This is a genomic window from Nonomuraea longicatena (genome assembly GCF_039525605.1).
GTDB classification, from domain to species: Bacteria; Actinomycetota; Actinomycetes; order Streptosporangiales; family Streptosporangiaceae; genus Nonomuraea; species Nonomuraea longicatena.
In genome coordinates, this window is the sequence record NZ_BAAAHQ010000017.1 from 19,540 (window position 1) to 43,229 (window position 23,690).

Sequence of the window (23,690 nt, forward strand, 5' to 3'; positions counted from 1 at the left end):
GCCGAGCATCCCGTCGATGAGGATGCCGCCGAGGACGGCGCCCATCACGGCCCGGCCGCCGCCACTGCCGCCGCCACTGCCGCCCCCGCTGCCGCCGTACGCGAACGCCTGGACCTCGGAGCGGGCGGCGCGCCCGGCCTCCTGGGCGAGCAGGTCGGCGCGCTGGGCCGTCGCGAGGGCGGTGGCGGGGTCCTCGGCCGCCTGGGCGTGGGCCTGCGCGAGCAGGCGCCCGGCCGAGGCGGGGCGGGTGCGCGTGCAGCTGCCGACGGCGCCCCGGTTGGCGGTGATGAAGTCGCCGGTGGCGGCGATCTCGCTGCGGGCCGTGAGCAGCGCCTGGTCGAGCAGTCCGCGCGCCTGTTCCCGGCGGGCCTGCTTGTCGCGTACGCCCTTGAGCGCCCGGTCGAGCGTCGCCTGGGCCTCCTCGACGCGCCGCAGCAGGGCGATCGGGTCGATGCGACTGCCGGCGACGTCGGTCGCGATCTGGGTGGCGGTGCTCTCGGCGTAGGCGATCTGGGCGGCCAGGTCGGCCGTGTACCTGGTGTCGGCGGCGAGGGCCTTGGCGGCGGCGAGGTTGGCGGCGACGGTCTCCAGCGCGGGCTTGAGCGCGGCGGCCGCCTGGGCGATGTCGCCGGCCCGTCTGGTCACCGCGGCGAGGAGCCGCCGCGCCTGGTCGACGGCGGACTGGGCGGCGAGGACGCGGGCGACGGCGGGGCCGGACTCGCCCGCCGCGAGCGAGGTCCTGGCGGCGGCGAGGGTCTGGCCGGCGAAGTCCAGGCGGGTGGCCGCCTCGTCGGCGTTCGTGGCGACGGGGGTGAGCGCGACGGGGTCGTAGCGCTCGGCGGTGCCGGCCAGGACCCGGCGGGCCTCCGCGAGTCCCGGCCGCAGCTCCGCGTACGCCTGCTCGACCTCCGCCAGCACCTTCGGCGCCTGCTTCTCCAGGTCGCGCAGCCGATCGAACGCCTCGGACTCGGCGTCGAGGCGGGCGTTGGCGTCGGCGCAGCGCCTGACGATCTCCTCCAGCATGGCCTTGCGGGTGGCGGCGTCCTCCGGGATCTCGTCGTCGAGGCGCTGGCGCAGGCGGAATGCCTGGTCGAGTTCGCCTTTGGCGTAGGCGAGGGCCGAGGCGAAGGGACCGGCCGCCTCCTCGCCGAACTGGGCGGTCGCGAAGCCCACCTCCTGCTCGGAGGTCTTGACCGCGTCGTCGGTGTGGACGAGCGCCTGTCCGGCTCTGGTCTCCAGGTCCTTGGCCGCCGCCCGCTCGCGGCGGGACCTGCGGCGGCGGCTCAGCAGGTAGAGGCCGCCGCCCAGTACGGCGAGCACGCCGACGCCGCCGAGCAGCCAGCCGGTGCCCGAGGCCGCGGCGGGCCTGGGGGCGGCGAGCGCGACGCCGTACCCGTGGGCGGCGGCGATGGCGGCGCCCGCCCAGTCGCCCCGGCGCAGCGCGGGGGCGATGGCGGACTTGGCGACGGCGTCGAGGGTGCCGTCGGGCAGGGGGAAGTCCTCGTCGGCGGAGACGGCGTAGCGGCGTTCGCGGGTGGCGACGGCGAGGACGAGGTCGTCGCGGCCGAGCCTGCTGAGCCCGGCGGTCTGGTCGGCCCAGGTGGTGGGGCTCCAGCCGGAGAAGTCGGGGATGTAGACGACGTACAGGCGCACGCCGTGCTGGTAGTCGAGCTGGTCCACGGCGCCCTGGACCTCGGGCAGCCGCGAGCCGAGGACGTGGGCGCGGTCGGTGACGGTCTGGTCGAGGGCTTGGGGCGAGTCGGCGCGCGCGGCGCTCGCCGTCGCGACGCACGCGACGGCGAGAATGACGACACGCAGCAAGAAGCCCCAAGCAGACAACGCCGACCGCCCCCGTCGAACCCGAACCAGCCCCTGGGCACCCCATCCCCTGACTGCGGAGCGTGTACACATATATCCGCTTCGTCAGGTCCTCCCTTTACCTTGCCGCCCGTCGGGGTATCTCCCTGTTCCCAGCCATCACGGCTTCCCGTCATCACGGCGAAGCCGCCCCCACCCGCCGCCCGCCGCTCCGGCCCAGGGGCCTCTCCGAGCGCCACGCTCCGGAAGACACCCCGCCGGAACACCGCCCGCCAAGCCCCTCCCGGGGTCACGGACGGCGGTTCCCTGCCGGCGCCCTCGGACGGCCGGCGGCGGAGTCGTCACGGCGAGAACCGGTGCGGGGAGGAGCGTGCCCCTGGAGGCCGTCGACAGGGTGCGGCGCGAGGGCGAAGGCGTGGCCGGGCCGTGGCATGGATCGGCGTGACATGGATCGGCCGCGACGTCGATCGGCCGCGACAAGGCGGGGACGGGCCACGACGTCGATCGCCCGTGACGTCGACCGCCCGCAACAGGCAGAAGATCGGGAACGGCCGGAACAGCGCGGCGGTCAGAGACGGGCCGACACCAGCGACCACACGGCGTCGGACAGATCGTCCTTGGGCCCGAGCGGCACGTAGGCCGACGCGCCGTCGGCAGACAGGATGGTGGCGGCGTTGTCGGGCCGCCCGAACGCCAGCCCCTCGCCCACCTGGTTGACCACCAGGAGGTCGCACCCCTTGCGGGCCAGTTTGTCGCGCCCGTTGGCCAGCACGTTGTCGGTCTCGGCCGCGAACCCCACGATGACCGACGGCCCCTGCCCCTCGGCGGCCCGCCGCGCGCCGAGTTCGGCGAGGATGTCGGGGTTCTCGGCCAGGTGGATCGGCTCAGGCTCGCCGGACGTCTTCTTGATCTTGGAGTCGGACCGCGCGACCGGCCGGAAGTCGGCGACCGCCGCCGCCATCACGACCGCGTCCGCGCCGTCGGAGGCGGACAGCACCGCCTCCCGGAGCTCCGCCGTGGACTCCACGCGCACCACCTTGGCGCCCGCCGGGTCGGGCAGCGCCACGTTGGCGGCGATCACGGTGACCTCGGCGCCGCGCGCGACGGCGGTGCGGGCCAGGGAGTAGCCCTGCAGGCCGGAGGAGCGGTTGCCGATGAAGCGCACCGGGTCGATGGCCTCACGGGTGCCGCCCGCCGAGACGACGACCCTGCGCCCGGCCAGGTCGCGAGGGACGCCGCGCAGCACCGCGCGGCAGACGTCGAAGATCTCGGGCGGGTCGGGCAGCCTGCCGGGGCCGGTGTCGGCGCCGGTGAGGCGGCCGGAGGCGGGATCGATGACCACGGCGCCGCGCTCGCGGAGCGTGGCCACGTTGGCGCGGGTGGCCGGGTGCTCCCACATCTCGGTGTGCATGGCGGGCGCGAACACCACGGGGCAGCGCGCCGTGAGCAGCGTCGTGGTGAGCAGGTCGCCCGTCAGCCCCTGGGCGGCCTTGGCGAGCACGTCGGCGGTGGCCGGCGCGACGACGACGAGGTCGGCGCCCTGGCCGATGCGGACGTGGGGGACCTCGTGGACGTCGTCCCACACCTCGGTGGACACCGGATTGCCCGACAGCGCGGCCCAGGTGGGCTCGCCGACGAAGCGCAGGGCGTCGCGGGTGGGGACCACCCGCACCTCGTGCCCCGACTCGGTGAACAGGCGCAGCAGTTCGCACGCCTTGTACGCGGCGATGCCGCCGCTGACTCCGAGGACGACCTTCATCGCGAAGGTCAGACCGCGCCTTCGATGGGCTCCGCGTTGAGCAGGCCCTCTGAGACCTCGCGCAGTGCGATGGACAGCGGCTTCTCCTGGGCGTGCGTCTCGACCAGCGGGCCGACGTACTCCAGCAGGCCCTCGCCGAGCTGGGAGTAGTAGGCGTTGATCTGGCGGGCGCGCTTGGCGCCCATGATCACCAAGGAGTACTTGCTGTCGACGATGTCGAGCAGCGAGTCGATCGACGGGTTGGTGATGCCCTCAGCGACCGGGGACATTCCTGCCACGGTGTCAGACCTCTCGGTTGGTGGATGTCGCGACCCCCTGAGGGTCGGTCATCAAGGCTATCAGCCGGTGGCATACGTCCTGGACATTCGTGTTGACCAGGGTGAGGTCGAATTCCGGTTCGGCCGCCATCTCGACGCGTCCGGCGGCGAGGCGGCGCTCGATGACGTCGTCGGGCTCGGTGCCTCGGCCGCGCAGCCGCTTCTCAAGCTCTTCCCAGGTGGGCGGGGCGAGGAAGACCAGCAGCGCCTCCGGCATCGCCTCGCGGACCTGCCGCGCGCCCTCAAGGTCGATCTCCAGCAACGTGGGGATCCCGGCGCCGAGCCGCTCCAGCACGGCCGCGCGCGGCGTGCCGTAGCGGTTGCCGGCGAACTCGGCCCATTCGAGGAGTTCGCCCGCGCCGACGAGCCGGTCGAACTCGGGGCCGTCGACGAAGAAGTAGTGGAGCCCGTGCACCTCTCCGGGGCGGGGCTTCCTGGTGGTCACCGAGACCGACAGCCACACCTCTGGGTGTGCCTGCCGGATCTCGGCGACGACCGTGGACTTACCGACGCCCGACGGCCCGGACAGGACCGTCAGACGTCTGGGAGGAGGGAAGCCGACCGCCGTGTCACGGGTCCTCGTACTGTCGGACCAAGACCTGTCGGTCACTTCCTACCCCCCGTTTGAAGCAGCTCGTTCGTGTGAAGACGAGATTAGCTCTCGCCACCACCGAACTCGCGCTCGAGGGCTGCCCTCTGGTTCGCGCCGAGACCGCGCACACGGCGCGACTCGGCGATCGTGAGCCGCTCCATGAGTTGCTTGGCGCGCACCTTGCCCACGCCGGGGAGCGACTCCAAAAGCGCCGACACCTTCATCTTGCCGATGACGTCGTCGGTCTGCCCGTCCTTGAGCACCTCAGCCAGAGAAACCGCGCCATGCTTGAGCCGGTTCTTGACCTCGGCACGCTCTTTACGGGCCTTGGCAGCCTTCTCAAGGGCTGCGGCGCGCTGCTCGGGGGTCAGGGGAGGAAGAGCCACGCCGGGTCACCTCGAATTTCTGTCGATGTACTCGGACGAGAGGGGAAACTAGCTGGTCATCGCCACCTAGGCAACGCCAAGAGCGGTTTCTGTCACGACAAAATCGAGACGTTCACTCTCCGTGCTCGGAAAACTACCGTGTGGTGACCGAATCGCGTTCACTTCCCGCTTCTCACGGGGTTGCCGCTAAAGTGATCATGCCTGTCGCGGCGACCCCGCCAGGGGCCGCGAACCCCGGCGCCGCCGAGGGTTGCGGGCCGTGCCATGCCCGCGTCCGGCCCGGCGGGGTCCGCGTTCCGCGGCCCGAACCCACCTTCACGGCGAAGCCGCCCCACCGCGCCCCGCCGCCGTGTGCGCGCCTCTCCGGGCGCCGCTCCTGAAAGCGTCCTACGCCCCGCCGAGACGCCGCCCCCTTATCCGTCCACCGGGAGCTCCCGAAAACGCCCTGAGAGCCTTCTCAGGAACGCCGGAGGCATATTCCGGTAAGGGCCGGGGCCTTACTCGGGTAAGGGAACGCCGTCACGGCGGGACGCGATGCGGCGAGTGGCGTGGCGCACGGCCGGAAACGCACGTCGGCGGGGGGCGGGTAAGGGGGCCGCGCCGTAACGGAAAGCCCATCGGAGAGAACGCGCGGTAACGGAAGGCCCGCCGTCGGGGGACGCGGCGCGACGGGCGCCCGCGCTCAGCCCGCCTTGCGCAGGGCGGCCGCGATGGCCGCCGCGGCGGCGCCCGGGTCCTCGGCGCCCGTGATCGGGCGGCCGATCACCAGCAGGTCCGCGCCGTCGGCCAGGGCCCGCTCGGGCGTCGCCACCCGCGCCTGGTCCTGCGTGCCGCCGCCCTCGGGACGCACCCCCGGCGTGATCAGCAGGACGTCGGGTCCGACCTCCGCCCGCACGGCCGCCACCTCGTGCGGCGAGCACACCACCGCCGTCGCCCCCGCCGTCACCGCCATCGCCGCCAGCCGCCGCACCGCCGCCTCGGCGGGCCCGGCCAGCCCGACGGCGGCGAGATCGGCCTCCGTCATCGACGTGAGCACGGTCACCGCCGCGATCCTGGCCCCTGGCGCGCCCTCGACGGCCGCCTGGATCATCGCGGGCCCCCCGGAGGCGTGGACCGTCAGGATCGACGGCCGCAGCCGTGAGACGGCCCTTGCGGCCCCCGCGACGGTGTTGGGGATGTCGTGCAGCTTCAGGTCGAGGAAGACGCTCAGCTCGCCCGCCTCCCGCACGGCCGCGACCACGTCCGGCCCGTGGCGGAGGTACAGCTCCAGCCCGACCTTGACGGTGGTGACGTGCGGGGCGACCAGCCCGGCCCAGCGGGCGGCGGTCGCGAGGTCCGGCGCGTCGAGCGCGACGGCGATGGGGGCGGGACTCGGCGTCACAGGGAGCTCTCCTCGTGCAGGTGGCGGGCGGGGCTGCCCGGCGGGCGATGGGCCAGGCCGACCGCGTCGGCCAGGCGCTGGAAGCCGCGTGCGCGCAGCAGGTCCTCGAGTTCGCGCTCGATGCGCAGGCACGCGTAGGGGTCGTGGAAGAGCGCCGTGCCGACGCCGACCGCGCAGGCTCCGGCGAGGACGAGCTGGAAGGCGTCCTCGCCGGTCATGACGCCGCCGACGCCGACGATGGGTGTGCCGGGCAGCGCCGAGTGGACCTGCCACACGCACCGCACCGCCAGCGGCAGCACGGCCGGGCCCGACAGTCCCCCGGTCACGGCGGCGAGCGCCGGGCGCAGCGAGACGGTGTCGATGCTCATGCCGAGCGGATTGTTGATCATGGAAAGGGCGTCGGCGCCCGCGTCCACGCAGGCCCGCGCCACCGAGACGATGTCGGCCACGTCCGGTGCGAGCTTGGCCACGACCGGCGCGTCGTACCTCATGACCGAGCGGACCGAGGCGACGACCTCGGCGGCCGCACCGCCCTCGCGGGCGAACACCCGGCCTCTGTCCTCGATGTTCGGGCACGACAGGTTGACCTCGACGGCCGTCACGCCCGGCGCGTCGGCGAGCCTGCGCGCCAGCGCCGCGTACTCGGCGACGGTGCCGCCGCCGATCGAGACGATGGTCTTGATGCCGCGCTGGGCCAGCCACGGCAGCTCGCGTTCGAGGAAGACGTCGATGCCCGGCCCCTGGAGGCCGACCGCGTTGAGCATCCCCGACGGCGTCTCCGCCATGCGCGGCGTCGGCCGCCCGGCGCGCGGCGCCATCGTGATCGACCTGGTGACGAGGGCGCCGAGCCGGTGCAGATCGAAGAACTGGGCGAGTTCGCGGCCCGACGCCGCGCACCCCGCGGCGGTGGTGACCGGGCTGGCGAGTTCGACGTGCGCGAGGAAGGTCCGCATGTCAACCGACATGTCGGGCGCCACCCCCCGGCGCGCCGAGCGCGTCGAACGGGATCGTCCCGACGTCCTCGAACCGCACCCGCTCCCCCCTGAACACCGGGCCGTCGGCGCAGGCCCGCAGCATCCGCGTCACGCCGTCGTCGCCGATGACCGGCAGCACGCACGTCATGCAGATGCCGATGCCGCACGCCATCGACTCCTCCACCGCCACCTGGACCGGGATGCCGGCCTCGATCCCCACCGCCGTGACCTCGCGCAGCGTGCGCATCGGGCCGCAGGCGTACACGACGTCGGCGCGGGTGTCGGCGATCACGCCGGGCAGCGCGTCCGTGACCGCGCCGCGCACGCCGAGCGAGCCGTCCTCCGTGGTGAGCGTGACCGTGGCGCGCTCGGCCATGCGCCTGGCCCGCATCGCGCCGAACACCCGGTCGGCCGAGGCCGCGCCGAGCACGAAGTCGACCCGGCAGCCGCGCTCGGCCAGCGCGTCGGCCAGCGGGATGGGGACGGCGGCGCCGTGCTCGGCGCCGACCAGCACGCAGTGGCACGGGTCGCGCGGCAGCGGGAACGGCCGCCCGAGCGGTCCCACCAGGGCGATCGTGTCACGGGCGCGCCGCTCGGCCAGCCAGGAGGTGCCCGGCCCGGCGGCGGTGAAGACGAGTTCCACCGTGCCGCCGTACTCAGGTTTGACGTCGTGGACGTACAGGGCGCGGCGCGTCACCATCGAGGTGCGCGCGCCGCCCACCGACACGCTCACGAAGTGGCCGGGGCGGAAGCGCTCGGCGATGCCGGGCGCCACCACGGTCAGCGCATGATAGGCGTCGACCCGGCGCGTCGTCAGCACCGTGCCCGTCACCTGCACCGGTGTGCCGGCCAGTGTCGCTCACCTCCTGCGGGGTCACCCCCGAAGCGCTCGTGCGTGCTCCTGGAGGGACCGTACGCCAACATCGCCCCTAACCTTGGCCTGGATGCCCGCGGCGGCCGCGGCGAGTCCCTGGACCGTGGTGATGCACGGGATGCCGCGCAGCACCGCCGCGGTGCGGATGTCATAGCCGTCGAGCCTCGGCCCCGACTGCCCCGGGCTGCCGAACGGGGTGTTGACGATCAGGTCGACCTCGCCGTCCAGGATGCGCCGGACGATCGTGGGCTCACCTCCGGGTCCCTCGCCGTCGCTCTGCTTGCGCACGATCTTGGCATGGACCCCGTTGCGGCGCAGCACCTCGGCGGTGCCCTCGGTGGCGAGGATCTCGAAGCCGAGATCGGCCAGCGCGCGCACCGGGAAGATCATCGAGCGCTTGTCCCGATTGGCGACCGAGACGAAGGCGCGGCCCTTGACCGGCAGCTCGCCGTACGCGCCCGCCTGCGACTTGGCGTAGGCGATGCCGAAGAACTCGTCGATGCCCATGACCTCGCCGGTCGAGCGCATCTCGGGGCCGAGCACGGTGTCGACGCCCCGGAAGCGGTTGAACGGCAGCACCGCCTCCTTGACCGCGATCGAGGCATCCAGCGGCAGGGTGCCGCCGTCGCCGGTCGCGGGCAGCATGCCCTCGGCGCGGAGTTCGGCGATCGTGGCGCCCATCATGACGCGGGCGGCCGCCTTCGCCAGCGGCACCGCGGTCGCCTTCGACACGAAGGGGACCGTACGGCTGGCCCGGGGGTTGGCCTCCAGGACGTACAGGACACCGGCCGACATCGCGTACTGGACGTTGAGCAGCCCGCGCACCCCGACCCCCTCGGCGATGCCGAGGGTGGCGGCGCGGATGCGCTTGATGTCGTTGCCGCCGAGGGTGATCGGCGGCAGCGCGCACGCCGAGTCGCCGGAGTGGATCCCGGCCTCCTCGATGTGCTCCATGACGCCGCCGAGGTAGAGCTCCTCGCCGTCGAACAGCGCGTCGACGTCGATCTCGATGGCCTCGTCGAGGAACTTGTCGACGAGCACCGGGTGGCCGCCCTCCTGGGCCGCCATGTACGTGGTCAGGGTCTCGTCGTCGTAGACGATCGCCATGCCGGCGCCGCCCAGCACGTACGAGGGACGCACCAGCACCGGGTAGCCGATCTCCTCGGCGATCTCCAGGGCCTCGGCGACGCTGAGCGCGGTGCCGTGCCTGGGCGCGGGCAGCCCGGCCTCGGCCAGCACCCGGCCGAACGCGCCGCGCTCCTCGGCGAGGTGGATCGACTCGGGCGAGGTGCCGACCACGGGCACGCCCGCGTCCTTGAGCGCCTGGGCCAGGCCGAGCGGCGTCTGGCCGCCGAGCTGGACGATGACGCCCACGACCGGGCCGGTCTGCTGCTCGGCGTGGACGACCTCAAGGACGTCCTCCAGCGTGAGCGGCTCGAAGTAGAGCCGGTCGGAGGTGTCGTAGTCGGTGGAGACGGTCTCGGGGTTGCAGTTGACCATGACGGTCTCGAACCCGGCGCGCGACAGTTCGAAGGAGGCGTGCACGCAGGCGTAGTCGAACTCGATGCCCTGGCCGATGCGGTTGGGGCCGGAGCCGAGGATGAGGACCTTGGGCCGCTCGCCGTACGGGACCTCGTTCTCCTCGTCGTAGGTCGAGTAGAGGTAGGGCGTGCGGGCGGCGAACTCGGCCGCGCAGGTGTCGACGGTGTTGTAGACCGGGCGCAGGCCGAGAGCGTGGCGCAGGTCGCGCACACGGGTCTCGCCGAGCCCCCTGATCTCGCCGATCTGGGCGTCGGAGAAGCCGTGCCGCTTGGCCCGCTCCAGCACCTCGCGAGACAGCTCCGCGGCCTCGGCCAGCGCCCGCGCCTCCTCGTCGAGCAGCATGAGCTGGTCGACGAACCAGGGGTCGACGCTGGTGGCCTCGACCAGGTCGGCGGCGGCGGCGCCGGCCCTGATCGCCTGCTGCATCGTGCGCAGCCGCCCGTCGTGGGGGGTACGGCAGGCGTCGAGCAGCGCCGTCCTGTCCTCGACGGGCCCGGCCCACGAGAGGGCCGAGTCCTTCTTCTCCAGCGACCGCAGCGCCTTCTGCAGCGCCTCGGTGAACGAGCGGCCGATGGCCATGGCCTCGCCCACCGACTTCATGTGCGTGGTGAGGGTCTGGTCGGCGCCGCGGAACTTCTCGAAGGCGAAGCGCGGCACCTTGACCACGATGTAGTCGAGGGTCGGCTCGAAGGAGGCCGGGGTCTCCTTGGTGATGTCGTTGGGGATCTCGTCGAGGGTGTAGCCGATGGCCAGCTTCGCGGCGATCTTGGCGATCGGGAAGCCGGTGGCCTTGGAGGCCAGGGCGCTGGAGCGCGACACGCGCGGGTTCATCTCGATGACGATCATGCGGCCGGTGCGCGGGTTGACCGCGAACTGGATGTTGCAGCCGCCGGTGTCGACGCCGACCTCGCGGATGACCGCGATGGCCACGTCGCGCATGTTCTGGTACTCGCGGTCGGTGAGGGTCAGCGCGGGCGCGACGGTCACGCTGTCGCCGGTGTGGACGCCCATCGGGTCGATGTTCTCGATGGAGCACACGATGACCACGTTGTCGTGCTTGTCGCGCATGACCTCCAGCTCGTACTCCTTCCAGCCGAGGATGGACTCCTCCAGGAGCACCTCGGTGGTCGGCGAGGCGTCGAGCCCGGCGCCCGCGATGCGGCGCAGGTCGGCCTCGTCGTGGGCGAAGCCGGAGCCGACTCCGCCCATGGTGAAGGAGGGCCGCACGACCAGCGGGTAGCCCAGCTCGGGCACGGCGGCCAGGCACTCGTCCATGGTGTGGCAGATGATCGACTTGGCGGACTCGGCGTTGAGGCCGTGCTCGCGCGCGACCTTGGCGACGATCTCCTTGAAACGCTCGCGGTTCTCCCCCGCCTGGATCGCGTCGAAGTCGGCGCCGATCAGCTCGACGGCGTACTGCTCAAGCACGCCCGCCTCGTGCAGCGCGACGGCGGTGTTGAGCGCGGTCTGCCCGCCCAGCGTCGGCAGGAGCGCGTCGGGGCGCTCCTTGGCGATGATCTTCTCGACGAACTCGGGGGTGATCGGCTCGACGTAGGTGGCGTCGGCGAACTCGGGGTCGGTCATGATCGTGGCCGGGTTGCTGTTGACCAGGATCACCCGGAAGCCCTCGTCGCGCAGCACGCGGCAGGCCTGGGTGCCCGAGTAGTCGAACTCGCACGCCTGCCCGATGACGATGGGGCCGGAGCCGATCACCAGGACCGACGAGATGTCCTCACGCTTGGGCACGGCTCATGACCTCACAGAACTCGTCGAAAAGGTATGCGGCGTCGTGCGGCCCCGCGGCCGCCTCCGGGTGGTACTGGACGCTGAAGGCGCGCCCGTCGAGCAGCCGCAGCCCCTCGACGCAGCCGTCGTTGAGGTTGACGTGGCTGACCTCACCCGGCCCGTACGGCGTGTCGAACGCCGGCGGCGCCTGTACGGCGAAGCCGTGGTTGTGGGCGGAGATCTCCACCTTGCCGGTGCGCACGTCCTTGACCGGCTGGTTGACCCCCCGGTGGCCGTAGCGCAGCTTGTAGGTGGAAAGGCCCAGCGCCCGTCCGAAGAGCTGGTTGCCGAAGCAGATGCCGAAGAACGGCACCCTGGCCTCCAGCACCTTCCGCAGGGCGGTGACGTCGGCGGTGGCCGGGTCGCCCGGCCCGTTGGAGAAGAAGACGCCGTCGGGACGTACCGCCATGATCTGCTCGAAGGTGGCGTCCGCGGGCAGCACGTGCACCTCGCAGCCGCGCTCGGCCATGCGCTGCGGCGTCATGCCCTTGATGCCGAGGTCGACGGCGGCCACGGTGAACCGCTTGGCCCCGACGGCGGGCACCACGTACGGCCGGGCGGTGGACACCTCGGCCGCGAGGGCGGCGCCCTCCATGAGGGGCGCCTGCCGCACCCGCTCGGCCAGGGCCTCGACCGGCTCGCCGGGCGCGGTGAAGATGCCGGCGCGCATGGCGCCGCGCTCGCGCAGGTGGCGGGTGAGCGCGCGGGTGCCGCGCAGGGCGATGCCGACGACGCCCTGCTCCTTGAGGTAGGCGTCGAGCGAGCGGGTGGCCCGCCAGTTGGAGACCACGCGGGAGGGCTCGCGCACCACGTATCCGGCGACCCAGACCCGCGAGGACTCGGGGTCCTCGTCGTTGACTCCGGTGTTGCCGATGTGGGGCGCGGTCATCGCCACGATCTGGCGGTGGTAGGAGGGGTCGGTGAGGGTCTCCTGGTAGCCGGTCATGCCGGTGTTGAAGACCATCTCGCCGAACGTCTCGCCTTCGGCGCCGTAGGGGGTTCCGAGGAAGAAACGGCCGTCTTCCAGGACGAGCACCGCGTCGGTCACACCAGCTTCCCTTCGAGGACGGTGGGCTTGCCGCGCAGGAAGGTAGCCATCACGCGGCCGGGCAGGGTCATGCCCTCGTACGGGGTGTTGCGGCTCTTGGAGGTGAACCCGCGTGGATCGACCTCGGTGCGCGCGGAGGGGTCGTACAGGACGATGTTGGCCGGGGCCCCGGCCTCGATCGGGTGGCCGTGGCCGGCCAGGCGGCCGATCTCGGCGGGTTTGGCGGACATGCGCGCGGCGACGCCCGCCCAGTCGAGCAGGCCGGTGTCGACCATGGCCTCCTGGACGACGCTGAGCGCGGTCTCCAGGCCGATCATGCCCATGGCGGCGGCCGCCCACTCGGTCTCCTTGTCCTCGACCGGGTGGGGGGCGTGGTCGGTCGCGACCACGTCGATGGTGCCGTCGGCGAGGGCCGTGCGCAGCGCCTCGACGTCGGCTCGGGTGCGCAGCGGCGGGTTGACCTTGTAGATGGGGTTGTAGGGGCCGTTGGGCGAGTCCTCGACGAGGTCGTCGGTGAGGAGCAGGTGGTGGGGCGTGACCTCGGCGGTGACGTTCCAGCCCTTGGACTTGGCCCAGCGGATGATCTCGACGGAGCCCGCGGTGGACACGTGGCAGACGTGCAGGCGCGAGCCGACGTGTGCGGCCAGCAGGCAGTCGCGGGCGATGATCGCCTCCTCCGCGACGGCGGGCCAGCCGGCCAGGCCGAGGCGGCCGGAGACGACGCCCTCGTTCATCTGGGCGCCCTCGGTGAGCTTGGGCTCCTGGGCGTGCTGGGCGACGACGCCGTCGAAGGCCTTGACGTACTCGAGGGCGCGGCGCATGAGGACGGCGTCGTCCACGCAGCGGCCGTCGTCGGAGAAGACGCGGACCCGGGCGGCGGAGTCGGCCATGGCGCCGAGTTCGGCCAGCTGCCTGCCCTCCAGGCCGACGGTGACGGCGCCGACGGGCCGCACGTCGCAGTAGCCGCCCTCCTGGCCGAGCCGGTAGACCTGCTCGACGACACCGGCGGTGTCGGCGACGGGCGAGGTGTTGGCCATGGCGTGGACGGCGGTGTAGCCGCCCCTGGCGGCCGACTGGGTGCCGGTGAGGACGGTCTCGGCGTCCTCCCGGCCGGGCTCGCGCAGGTGGGTGTGGAGGTCGACCAGGCCGGGCAGCGCGACGGCGCCCCTGCCGTCGACGACCTCGGCGCCGCCCTTGAGGCCGGTGCCGATCTCGGCGACGCGGCCGTCCTCGATCCTGATGTCGGCGGGCTCGCCGCCGAGGATCCGTACGTTGGCGATCAGCATCAGATCTCTCCCCCGAGGAGCAGGTACAGGACGGCCATGCGGGTGGTCACGCCGTTGGCGACCTGCTCGACGATGGTCGAGCGCGCGGAGTCCGCCACCTCGGCGGCGATCTCCATGCCCCTGTTCATGGGGCCGGGGTGCATGACGATGGCCTCGTCGGGCATTTTGGCGAAGCGGTCGCGGTCGAGGCCGTAGCGCCGGGAGTACTCGCGCTCGCTCGGGAAGTAGGCGGCGTTCATGCGCTCCTTCTGCACCCGGAGCATCATGACGGCGTCGGACTTGGGCAGGACGGCGTCGAGGTCGTAGGAGACCTCGCACGGCCAGGTGCCGACCGAGACGGGCAGCAGCGTGGGCGGGGCGACGAGGGTGACCTCGGCGCCGAGGGTGGCAAGGAGCAGCACGTTGGAGCGGGCGACGCGGGAGTGGAGCACGTCGCCGACGATCGTGACGCGGCGGCCGTCGAGCGAGCCGAGGCGGCGGCGCATGGAGAAGGCGTCGAGCAGGGCCTGTGTGGGGTGCTCGTGGGTGCCGTCTCCGGCGTTGACGACGCTGCCGCGCACCCAGTCGGCCAGGCGGTGCGGGGCACCGGAGGCGCCGTGGCGGATGACGACGGCGTCGGCGCCCATGGCCTCCAGCGTCAGGGCGGTGTCCTTGAGCGACTCGCCCTTGGAGACGGACGAGCCCTTGGCGGAGAAGTTGATGACGTCGGCCGACAGGCGCTTGGCGGCGGCCTCGAAGCTGATGCGGGTGCGGGTGGAGTCCTCGAAGAAGAGGTTGACCACGGTGCGGCCGCGCAGTGTCGGCAGCTTCTTGATGGACCGTTCCGAAACCCTGGCGAGTTCTTCGGCGGTGTCGAGGATGAGCAGCGCGTCGTCCCTGGTGAGGTCGGCGGCCGAAAGCAGGTGCTTGTTCACTTGATCAGCTCCACGGCGTCGCGCCCGTCGTTCTCCCGCAGGAGGACCTTGACCTTCTCGCTCTTGGCGGTGGGCAGGTTCCTGCCGACGTAGTCGGCGCGGATGGGCAGCTCGCGGTGGCCCCGATCGACGAGGACGGCGAGCTGGACGGCGCGCGGGCGGCCGAGATCGTTGAGCGCGTCGAGCGCGGCGCGGATGGTGCGGCCGGAGAACAGGACGTCGTCGACGAGGACGATGACCCGGTCGTCGATGCCCTCTGCGGGCAGTTCGGTGTGGCCGAGCGCGCGGGCGGGCTTGGAGCGCAGGTCGTCGCGGTACATCGTGATGTCGAGCGAGCCGCGCGGGACCTTGACGTCCTCGACCTGCTCCAGCCGGGCCGCGATGCGGTCGGCGAGCGTCGCGCCCCTGGTCGGGATGCCGAGGAGGATGACGTCCTGGGCGCCCTTGGTGCGCTCGAGGATCTCGTGCGCGATCCGGGTCAGCGCCCGGTGGATGTCGGGGCCTTCGAGGACGGCCCTGGATTGGGACATGCGGGATCTCACCACCTTCCCCGCCTCACGGGACGGGACTTAAAAGGGTGTCGGTCGGGACACACAGTACCAGGCACTACCAGCGACGATACGGCGGGGCCCGCTGGGGTTAGCCTGGTCTGGCACGTTCTGTGATCGGAGGGTTACGTTGGGTGCGGAGCTTCGCCGGATCCGGCAGCGGATCAGGTCGGTCAGGTCCACGGCCAAGATCACGCGGGCGCAGGAGCTGATCGCCTCGGCGCGGGTGGGCCGGGCGCGCGAGCGGGCCTCGGCGGCCGAGCCGTACTCACGGGAGATCTCCCGGGCGGTCTCGGCGCTGGTGAGCCACCACCTGCACATCGGCCACGCGCTGCTCAACGAGCGGCCGGACGCCTCGCGGGTGGCGGTGCTGGTGATGGCGAGCGACCGGGGGTTCGCGGGCGGCTACAACCACAACGTGATCAAGCACGGCCAGGCCCTGCGCGCGCTGTTCGAGCGCCAGGGCAAGGAGGTCGTGCACTACGTGGTCGGGCGCAAGGGGGCCGAGTGGTTCGACTTCCGCGGCCTCGGGACGGCGGGGCGGTGGACGGGGTCCACCGGGCGGCCCGAGTACGCGACGGCGGCGGAGGTCGGGCAGACGCTCATCGAGGCGTTCGACATGCCGACGCGCGAGGGCGGGGTGGGCGGGGTGCACGTGGTCCACACCGAGTTCGTCTCGATGCTGACGCAGAAGGCGGTGGCGACCAGGATCCTGCCGATGGAGGTGGAGGAGGTCGAGCAGGAGGACGTGCGGCCGCCGGGCGGCTTCCCGAAGGCGCCCTACGAGTTCGACCCGTCGCCGCACGAGGTGCTGGACGCGCTGTTGCGCAAGTACGTGCGCTCGCGGATCTGGTACATGATGCTGTCGTCGGCGGCGGCCGAGCACGCGGCGCGGCGCACGGCGATGATGGCCGCGACGGAGAACGCGACGGAGCTGATCGAGAAGCTGACCCGGCAGGCCAACGAGGCCAGGCAGGCCGAGATCACGACGGAGATCACCGAGATCGTGAGCGGCGCCGAGGCGCTGGAGCACCGCTGACGATTTGGCGAAAGCGGAAGAATCAGGATAAAACCTCCTTTCAGGTTTCGGGGGGAGTTATGTCATGGCGCTGTCCGCGCGCGAGCAGGCCGAGCTCGACGCCATCGCGCGCCGCATCCGCGCGGAGGAGCCCGCCCTCGCCGCCCGCCTGGCCGCCCACGACGAGGATGCCGATGCCGATGCCGACACCCGCTCGGCGCGCGAGCTGTGGCCGGTGGCGCTGATCGCCGTGTGCCTGGCCGTCTTCACCGTCGCGCTCGCGCTCAGCACCGGTTCACCCGATCCCCTGACCCAGACCGTGATCAGGTAATTTCCGGGCACCCGCCGTGTTAGTCCCTACCTCTAGGGGCACGTCACCGTTTGTCCTGTGACGACGGTGCCGGGGGGCGCGCATGGGTGGACCTGTCGGCGACAGTCCGCGAAGCGGGCTGACCTCCGACCGGTCGCCCCCGGGCGACGGCGCGGCGGCAGGACAGGACTCCGAACCGGGCAAGCTCAGCCTCGCCCAGGCCACCGCCCTGGTCGTCGGCAACATCGTCGGCACCGGCGTCTTCCTGCTGCCCGCCTCGCTGTCGGCGTACGGGACCGTCAGCCTGCTCGCCATGGTCCTCGTCACCGTCGGGGCCGTGGCGCTGGCCGTCGTCTTCGGCCGGCTCGGCGCCCGCATCCCCTCGGCGGGCGGGCCGTACGCCTACGCCCGCGACGCCTTCGGCGAGTTCACCGGGTTCTGGACCGCCTGGTCGTTCTGGCTGACCGCCTGGATCGGCAACGCCGCGATCGTCGTCGTCTGGGTCAACTACGTCAACTACTTCCTGCACTGGGACAGCGCCGGAGGGCAGATCGCCATCGCCCTGGTCGGCCTGTGGCTCCCGGCGCTGATCAACCTGTCCGGCGTGCGGAACATCGGCACCTTCGCACTGGTCACCACCGTGCTGAAGTTCATCCCGCTGGTCTTCGTCGGTGTGGTCGGCCTGTTCTTCGTCCAGAGCGCGAACTTCGGCCCGTTCAACGCCACCGGGGGAAACTGGGCGGCCGCCCTGTCGACGGCGGGCGCGCTCGCCCTGTTCATCTACTCCGGCGTCGAGAGCGGCACCATCGTCGCCGAGAAGGTGCGCGACCCCAGGCGCAACATCGGCCGCGCCAGCGTGTACGGCGTGCTGATCTGCGCGGCGATGTACCTGCTGTCCACCGTGGCCGTCTTCGGCACCGTGCCGTACGAGCGGCTCCCCCACTCGACGGCCCCCTTCGCCGACGCCATCAACAACATGTTCGGCGGCGGCGTCGGCGGCGGCATCATGGCCGCCTGCGCCATCGTGTCCGGCGTCGGCGCGCTCAGCGGCTGGATCATGCTGGTCGCCGAGATGCCGCTGGCCGCCGCCCGCGACGGCATGTTCCCGAAGGCGTTCACCCGCGAGACCCGGCGCGGCGCCCCCTGGATCGGCATCGTGGTGGGCACGGCGCTCACGACGGCCGCGATGCTCTACAACTACCTGGGCACCGACACCGGGTTCGACGCGATCCTGCTCATCGCCACCTTCACCACGGTCATCCCGTACTTCTTCTCCGCCTGCGCCCAGCTGTACTGGCTCGTCACGGGGGCCAGGCGGATCCAGGGCGCGCGGCTGGGGCGGGACCTGGCCGTCTGCGCCGTGGCGATCCTGTTCGCCTTCTGGATGACGTACGGCGCCGGGAAGGACGCGATCTTCATCGGCTTCCTGATGCTCCTCGTGGGCGTGCCCGTCTACATCTGGGTCAAGTCCAGGCGCGGCGAGTACGGCCCGCGCGAAACCACTCCGACGACCGACTAGGGACGGCAGACACATGACCTTTCACGTCGACTCCGAGGTGGGCAGGCTCAGTCAGGTACTGCTGCACCGGCCGGGGCTGGCCCTCAAGCGCCTGACCCCCACCAACAAGGACGACTTCCTCTTCGACGACGTGCTCTGGGTGCAGCGGGCCGTGGAGGAGCACGAGGAGTTCCAGCGGGTGCTGCGCGAACTCGGCGTCACCGTGTGGCTGCTGGCCGACCTGCTGCGCGAGACCCTCGACATCCCCGAGGCCCGCAAGCACGTGCTGGAGCACGTCGTGGACGAGCGCTGGCTGGGCCCGCTGGCCACCGACGCCGTGCGCAACACACTGGACGCGATGCCCTCCGCCGAGTTGCAGCCGTTCCTGACCGGCGGGATCACCAAGGGCGAGATGCTGGAGCGCGGCGTGGACCCCAAGAGCGTGGCCTACCACGCGCTCACCGAGGAGGACTTCGTCCTGCCGCCGCTGCCCAACCACCTGTTCACCCGCGACACCTCCTGCTGGATCTACAACGGCGTGTCGATCAACGCGATGCGCAAGAAGGCCCGGCAGGCCGAGACGATCAACCTGGAGGCCGTCTACCGCTTCCATCCGGCCTTCGCCGCCGGGTTCGGCAAGCCGGACGAGGGCGGGTTCAACGTGTGGATGCCGGGCACCGCGGTCGCGCCCGCCACCATCGAGGGCGGGGACGTGCTGGTCATCGGGCGCGGCGCCGTCCTCGTCGGGATGAGCGAGCGCACCCAGCCGCAGGCGGTCGAGATGCTCGCGCGCAACCTTTTCCACTCGGCGGGCGCCCGGAAGATCGTGGCGCTGAACATGCCGAAGGCGCGGGCGTTCATGCACCTGGACACCGTGATGACCATGGTGGACGTGGGCGTGTTCACGCAGTACGCCGGGCTCGGCATGCTGCCGTCGTACACGATCGAGCCCGGTGACACCGAGAAGGAGCTCAAGGTCACCGACCACCCGGCCGAGGACATGCACAAGGCCATCGCGCGGGCGCTCGACCTGGACGAGATCACCGTCCTCACCGCCCACCAGGACGTGTACGCGGCCGAGCGCGAGCAGTGGGACGACGGCTGCAACGTCCTGGCCGTCGAGCCCGGCGTGGTGCTCGCCTACGAGCGAAACACCACGACCAACAACCACCTGCGCTCCCACGGCATCGAGGTGATCACCATCAGGGGCTCCGAGCTGGGCAGGGGGCGCGGCGGGCCCCGCTGCATGAGCTGCCCGCTGGAGCGCGACGGCATCTGACGAACGGTTTCGGGGGACCACATGGCATTCAACCTGCGCGGGCGCAGCTTCCTCAAGGAGCTCGACTTCACACCGGAGGAGTTCGCGTTCCTGCTGCGCCTGTCCGCCGACCTCAAGGCGGCCAAGTACGCCGGGACCGAGCGGCAGCGGATGCGCGGCAGGAACATCGCGCTGATCTTCGAGAAGACCTCGACGCGCACCCGCTGCGCGTTCGAGGTCGCCGCGCACGACCAGGGCGCGCACGTCACCTTCCTGGACCCGGCCGGGTCGCAGATGGGGCACAAGGAGTCGGTCAAGGACACCGCCCGCGTTCTCGGCCGGATGTTCGACGGCATCGAGTACAGGGGCAGCGCTCAGGCGCACGTCGAGGAGCTGGCCGCCTACTCGGGGGTGCCGGTCTGGAACGGGCTGACCGACCAGTGGCACCCGACGCAGATGCTCGCCGACATGCTGACCATGCGGGAGCACGGCGAGCGGCCGCTGCGCGAGCTGTCGTTCGCCTACCTCGGTGACGCCCGCAACAACATGGGCAACTCGCTGCTGGTGACGGGCGCGATGTTCGGCATGGACGTGCGCCTCGTGGCGCCGAAGGCGCTGCGGCCCGACCCGGGGCTCGTCGTCCGGCCCGCCGAGGAACTGGCCCGGAGCACCGGGGCGCGGATCACCGTCACCGACGACGTCGCGAAGGGCGTCGAGGGCGCCGACTTCGTCTACACCGACGTGTGGGTGTCGATGGGCGAGCCGAAACGCGTGTGGGACGAGCGGATCGAGCTCCTGCGGCCCTACCGGGTCGACCACCGGGTCCTGGAGCTCACCGGCAATCCCAGGGTGCGGTTCATGCACTGCCTGCCCGCCTTCCACAACCGCGAGACCGCCGTCGGCGAGGAGATCTTCGAGAAGACCGGCCTGCCGTCCCTGGAGGTGACGGAGGACGTCTTCGAGTCCGCGCGCTCGATCGTCTTCGACCAGGCCGAGAACCGGCTCCACACGATCAAGGCCATCATGGTGGCCACCCTCGGGGACTGAGCGCGATGCGGGTCATCGTCGCGCTCGGCGGCAACGCGCTCCTCAAGCGCGGGCAGAAACCGGACGCCGCCCCTCAGATCGCCAACGTGGCCGTCGCCGTCAGGTCGCTGGCCACGCTCGCGGAGGAGCACGAGCTGATCATCACACACGGGAACGGCCCCCAGGTCGGCGTCCTGGCGCTGGAGAGCGCCGGCGACAGCGAGCTGAGCGGGCCGTACCCGTTCGACACCCTCGGCGCCGAGACCCAGGGCATGATCGGCTACTGGATCCTTCAGGCGCTGCAGAACGCGCTGCCCGGCAGGCAGGTCATGGCGCTGGTCACTCAGACCCTGGTCTCCGCCGTCGATCCGGCCTTCGACGATCCGGCCAAGTTCGTCGGGCGCGTCTACGAACGGGAGGAGGCGGAGAAGCTCGCCCGCGAGAACGGCTGGACGGTCAAGCCGGACGGGCCGTACTGGCGCCGCGTCGTCCCCTCGCCGACGCCGCAGCGGGTCGTGGAGACCCGGCTGATCCGCAGGGCCGTGCGCGACGGCGTCGTGGTGGTCTGCGCGGGCGGCGGCGGGGTTCCGGTCGTCCGCGACCCGCAGGGACGCCTCACGGGCGTCGAGGCCGTCATCGACAAGGACCTGACGGCCTCGGTCCTGGCCGAGGCCCTGGAGTGCGACGCCTTCCTCATCCTGACCGACGTCGCCCGGGTCATGCGCGACTACGGCACCCCGCGGCAGAGCGAGATCGGGCACACCACGCCGCACGAGCTGCGCGCCATCGAGTTCCCGCCGGGCTCGATGGGGCCGAAGGTCGAGGCCGTGTGCCGCTTCGTCGAGACGACCGGCGACATGGCCGCGATCGGCCGCCTCGACCAGGCCGCCCGGATCCTCGACGGGACGGCGGGCACGATCGTGACGCCGAGCGCCACCTGGCCCCTGACCAGCACGCTCTAGATCCAGAACCGGAGGTGACGGTGACCCTGATGCGGCAGTTGTGGCGCACCAAGCCCACCGACGAGATCGTCGGCGAGGCCGGGCACGGCGAGGGCGGCGAGCTGCGCCGGACCATGGGCCTGTGGCAGCTGACGCTCTTCAGCGTCGGCGCCACCCTCGGCACCGGCATCTTCGTCATCCTCGGCCAGGCGGTTCCCAAGGCGGGCCCGGCCGTGATCCTCGCGTTCGTGATGGCCGCGATCACCGCGCTGTTCTCCGCGCTGAGCTACGCCGAACTGGCCGGGACCATCCCGGTGTCCGGCTCGTCGTACTCCTACGCCTACGCGACGCTCGGCGAGATCGTGGCCTGGGTGTGCGGCTGGTGCCTGATGCTGGAGTACGCCGTGTCGGTCGCCGCCGTGGCCGTCGGCTGGGGGCAGTACCTCAACGCCTTCCTCCAGGACCTGTTCGGCTGGCAACTGCCCGCCGCGATCACCCACTCCCCCGGCGAGAGCGGCGGCGTCGTGAACGTCACCGCCATCCTCATCGTGCTGCTGGCCACCTGGGTGCTGCTCGGCGGCGCCTCGGAGTCCGCCGCCGCCAACGTGGTGTTCGTGCTCATCAAGGTCGCGGTGCTGCTGTTCTTCTGCGTGGTCGCCTTCACCGCGTTCCAGGCGCAGAACTTCACCCCGTTCGCCCCGCTCGGCATCGCCGGCATCACCGCCGCGGCCTCCCAGGTGTTCTTCTCCTACATCGGCTTCGACGCGGCCTCCACGGCGGGCGAGGAGGCCAAGAACCCCCGGCGCGACCTGCCGCTGGCCATCGTGCTGTCGCTGGTCATCGTCACCGTCGTCTACGTGCTCGTCGCCACGGCCGCGGTCGGCGCCATGCCGTGGACCGAGTTCAACCCCGAGACGACCGAGGCCGGCCTCGCGCTCATCGTCAACCTGGCCACCGGCGCCACCTGGCCGGGCGTCATCGTGTCCTTCGGCGCCGTCATCGCCATCGCCAGCGTCGTGCTCACCGTCATGTACGGCCAGACCCGCATCCTGTTCGCGATGTCGCGCGACGGGCTGATCCCGCGCGTGTTCCAGAAGGTGAACCCGCGCCGCCAGGTGCCGGTGGCCAACACGCTCATCGTGGCGTCGTTCGTCTCCGTACTGGCCGGGCTGATCCCGCTCGGGCAGCTCGCCGAGGCGACGAGCATCGGCACGCTGTTCGCGTTCGCGATCGTCAACGTGGGGGTGATCGTGCTGCGCCGTACGCGGCCGGATCTGCCCCGCGACTTCAAGACGCCGTTCTTCCCGCTGACGCCCGTCCTCGGGGTGATCATGTGCGTGGTGGTCATGGCCGGGCTGGCCGGGGTCACGTGGGTGGCGTTCCTGCTGTGGCTGGCCGTCGGGTTCGGCTGCTACTTCCTGTACGGCTACCGTCACTCCCGCCTGCGCACGGAGATGCAGTCATGAAGATCGAGAACGTGCTCACCGGGTTCATCCCGGAACCCAGGGGACGCGACGCGCTGACCCTCGCACTCGCGCTCGCGCGCCAGGCGGGGGCGCGGCTGGCGGTGGCGACCGTACAGCCGCCGGTCTGGAACACCCCGGGGCCGGCCAGGGCCGACGAGAGCGCCTGGCGCGCCTACCTGCGCGAGCAGGCGGCGGCGACGCTGGAGCAGGCGCGCGGGCTGATCGGCGAGCGGGGCGGGCCGGAGGCCGAGTACGTGGTCCACACGAACAAGGGCAGCGGGCGCGGGCTCGTCGAACTGGCCCGCCGCCGCGACGTGGACGTGGTCGTGATCGGCTCGGCACCCGGCGGCGGCAGGGGGCGCATCTCGCTCGGCAGTACGGCCGATCAGCTGCTGCACTCCTCGCCGGTGCCGGTGCTGCTGGCGCCGAAGGGCTGGGCGGAGGACGGTCCGCCGGAGTTCGAGCGGCTGACGGTGGCCTACCGGCGCGGTCCCGGCTGCGACGCGGCGGTGCCGCTCGCCGCGCGGACGGCGGCCGGTCTGGACGTGCCGCTGCGGCTGGTCACCCTGGTCGTCGACGGGGGCAGGAGGGCGAGGATCGAGCAGGAGATGGCCGAGAGCCTGCGCCGGCAGGCGGCCGCCGACCTGCGGGCGGCGGCGCGCGGCCAGCGGCGGAGGCTGGAGGTGGACGTGGAGGTCCTGGAGGGCCGTACGGTGGCCCGCGCGCTGGCGGAGACGGACTGGCTGCCGGGCGAGCTGATCATCTGCGCGTCGAGCAGTACAGGGCCGCTGAGGCGGGTTTTCCTGGGCGACACCTCGATCAAAATCGTCAAGGCGGCCACCCGGCCGGTGATGATCCTCACCCGCGAGCCGTAGGGGGGATATCCTCCGGCAAACTATGCCTAAGTACTGGTATTAATGGGGCAACAGGGGCGATTGAGGCGATCCAT

Annotated in this window: 21 protein-coding genes; 8 read left to right on the plus strand and 13 right to left on the minus strand. The window is 71.9% G+C overall.

The window, feature by feature from the left end; genetic code table 11:
• The 13 genes from ABD120_RS17865 to pyrR form a co-directional block, all read right to left on the minus strand.
• On the minus strand, positions 1-1,821 hold a 1,821-nt coding region (locus ABD120_RS17865; RefSeq protein WP_343951038.1), incomplete at its 3' end, for a TPM domain-containing protein.
• 565 nt (positions 1,822-2,386) lie between these two features.
• Positions 2,387-3,577: a bifunctional phosphopantothenoylcysteine decarboxylase/phosphopantothenate--cysteine ligase CoaBC gene (coaBC, locus tag ABD120_RS17870; protein WP_343951039.1), complete on the minus strand. Its 1,191-nt coding sequence runs from the start codon at positions 3,575-3,577 to the stop codon at positions 2,387-2,389.
• Positions 3,578-3,585: 8 nt separating this feature from the next.
• Entirely contained in the window at positions 3,586-3,855 is a 270-nt protein-coding gene (gene rpoZ / locus ABD120_RS17875) for a DNA-directed RNA polymerase subunit omega (protein WP_343951040.1), read from the minus strand.
• A 4-nt stretch (positions 3,856-3,859) separates the two neighbouring features.
• A complete protein-coding gene (gene gmk / locus ABD120_RS17880) occupies positions 3,860-4,504 on the minus strand; it encodes a guanylate kinase (protein ID WP_425563993.1) in 645 nt (214 codons plus the stop codon).
• Positions 4,505-4,548: 44 nt separating this feature from the next.
• Positions 4,549-4,872, minus strand: coding sequence for an integration host factor, actinobacterial type (gene mihF, locus ABD120_RS17885; RefSeq protein WP_157244637.1), 324 nt, complete (start codon positions 4,870-4,872; stop codon positions 4,549-4,551).
• Between the two features lie 682 nt (positions 4,873-5,554).
• Positions 5,555-6,253, minus strand: coding sequence for an orotidine-5'-phosphate decarboxylase (gene pyrF / locus ABD120_RS17890; protein WP_343951041.1), 699 nt, complete (start codon positions 6,251-6,253; stop codon positions 5,555-5,557).
• Entirely contained in the window at positions 6,250-7,218 is a 969-nt protein-coding gene (locus ABD120_RS17895) for a dihydroorotate dehydrogenase (protein ID WP_343951042.1), read from the minus strand. The genes pyrF and ABD120_RS17895 overlap by 4 nt, the downstream gene beginning before the upstream one ends.
• Positions 7,208-8,065, minus strand: a complete 858-nt coding sequence (locus ABD120_RS17900; RefSeq protein WP_343951043.1) for a dihydroorotate dehydrogenase electron transfer subunit — start codon at positions 8,063-8,065, stop codon at positions 7,208-7,210. Before ABD120_RS17900 ends, ABD120_RS17895 begins: the two co-directional genes overlap by 11 nt.
• Before the next feature lie 36 nt (positions 8,066-8,101).
• Entirely contained in the window at positions 8,102-11,389 is a 3,288-nt protein-coding gene (gene carB, locus ABD120_RS17905) for a carbamoyl-phosphate synthase large subunit (RefSeq protein ID WP_343951044.1), read from the minus strand.
• Positions 11,376-12,476, minus strand: coding sequence for a glutamine-hydrolyzing carbamoyl-phosphate synthase small subunit (gene carA / locus ABD120_RS17910; RefSeq protein ID WP_343951045.1), 1,101 nt, complete (start codon positions 12,474-12,476; stop codon positions 11,376-11,378). Before carA ends, carB begins: the two co-directional genes overlap by 14 nt.
• Positions 12,473-13,762 carry a dihydroorotase gene (locus ABD120_RS17915; RefSeq protein WP_343951046.1) on the minus strand — a complete coding sequence of 430 codons (1,290 nt, stop codon included), beginning with the start codon at positions 13,760-13,762 and terminating at the stop codon, positions 12,473-12,475. Before ABD120_RS17915 ends, carA begins: the two co-directional genes overlap by 4 nt.
• Positions 13,762-14,676 (minus strand): aspartate carbamoyltransferase catalytic subunit, encoded by a 915-nt coding sequence (locus ABD120_RS17920; protein ID WP_343951047.1) that lies wholly within the window; start codon positions 14,674-14,676, stop codon positions 13,762-13,764. Before ABD120_RS17920 ends, ABD120_RS17915 begins: the two co-directional genes overlap by 1 nt.
• Entirely contained in the window at positions 14,673-15,206 is a 534-nt protein-coding gene (pyrR, locus tag ABD120_RS17925; protein ID WP_343951048.1) for a bifunctional pyr operon transcriptional regulator/uracil phosphoribosyltransferase PyrR, read from the minus strand. The genes ABD120_RS17920 and pyrR overlap by 4 nt, the downstream gene beginning before the upstream one ends.
• A gap of 148 nt (positions 15,207-15,354) precedes the next feature.
• Between pyrR and ABD120_RS17930 the strand changes: the two genes are divergently transcribed.
• From ABD120_RS17930 to ABD120_RS17965, 8 genes are all read left to right on the plus strand, one after another.
• Complete coding sequence (locus tag ABD120_RS17930; RefSeq protein ID WP_343951049.1) at positions 15,355-16,263, plus strand: F0F1 ATP synthase subunit gamma; 909 nt, start codon at positions 15,355-15,357, stop codon at positions 16,261-16,263.
• A 64-nt stretch (positions 16,264-16,327) separates the two neighbouring features.
• Complete coding sequence (locus tag ABD120_RS17935; protein ID WP_343951050.1) at positions 16,328-16,573, plus strand: DUF3040 domain-containing protein; 246 nt, start codon at positions 16,328-16,330, stop codon at positions 16,571-16,573.
• 82 nt (positions 16,574-16,655) lie between these two features.
• Entirely contained in the window at positions 16,656-18,071 is a 1,416-nt protein-coding gene (locus ABD120_RS17940) for an amino acid permease (RefSeq protein ID WP_343951051.1), read from the plus strand.
• A 13-nt stretch (positions 18,072-18,084) separates the two neighbouring features.
• Positions 18,085-19,329 (plus strand): arginine deiminase, encoded by a 1,245-nt coding sequence (locus ABD120_RS17945; protein ID WP_343951052.1) that lies wholly within the window; start codon positions 18,085-18,087, stop codon positions 19,327-19,329.
• A gap of 21 nt (positions 19,330-19,350) precedes the next feature.
• Positions 19,351-20,355 (plus strand): ornithine carbamoyltransferase, encoded by a 1,005-nt coding sequence (gene argF / locus ABD120_RS17950; protein WP_343951053.1) that lies wholly within the window; start codon positions 19,351-19,353, stop codon positions 20,353-20,355.
• Positions 20,356-20,360: 5 nt separating this feature from the next.
• Entirely contained in the window at positions 20,361-21,296 is a 936-nt protein-coding gene (gene arcC / locus ABD120_RS17955; protein ID WP_343951054.1) for a carbamate kinase, read from the plus strand.
• A gap of 29 nt (positions 21,297-21,325) precedes the next feature.
• The gene (locus ABD120_RS17960) at positions 21,326-22,741 is read left to right on the plus strand and encodes an amino acid permease (RefSeq protein ID WP_343951225.1); all 1,416 of its coding nucleotides are present in this window, start codon (positions 21,326-21,328) and stop codon (positions 22,739-22,741) included.
• Positions 22,738-23,616 carry a universal stress protein gene (locus ABD120_RS17965; protein WP_343951055.1) on the plus strand — a complete coding sequence of 293 codons (879 nt, stop codon included), beginning with the start codon at positions 22,738-22,740 and terminating at the stop codon, positions 23,614-23,616. The genes ABD120_RS17960 and ABD120_RS17965 overlap by 4 nt, the downstream gene beginning before the upstream one ends.
• The last annotated feature ends 74 nt before the right edge of the window (positions 23,617-23,690 follow it).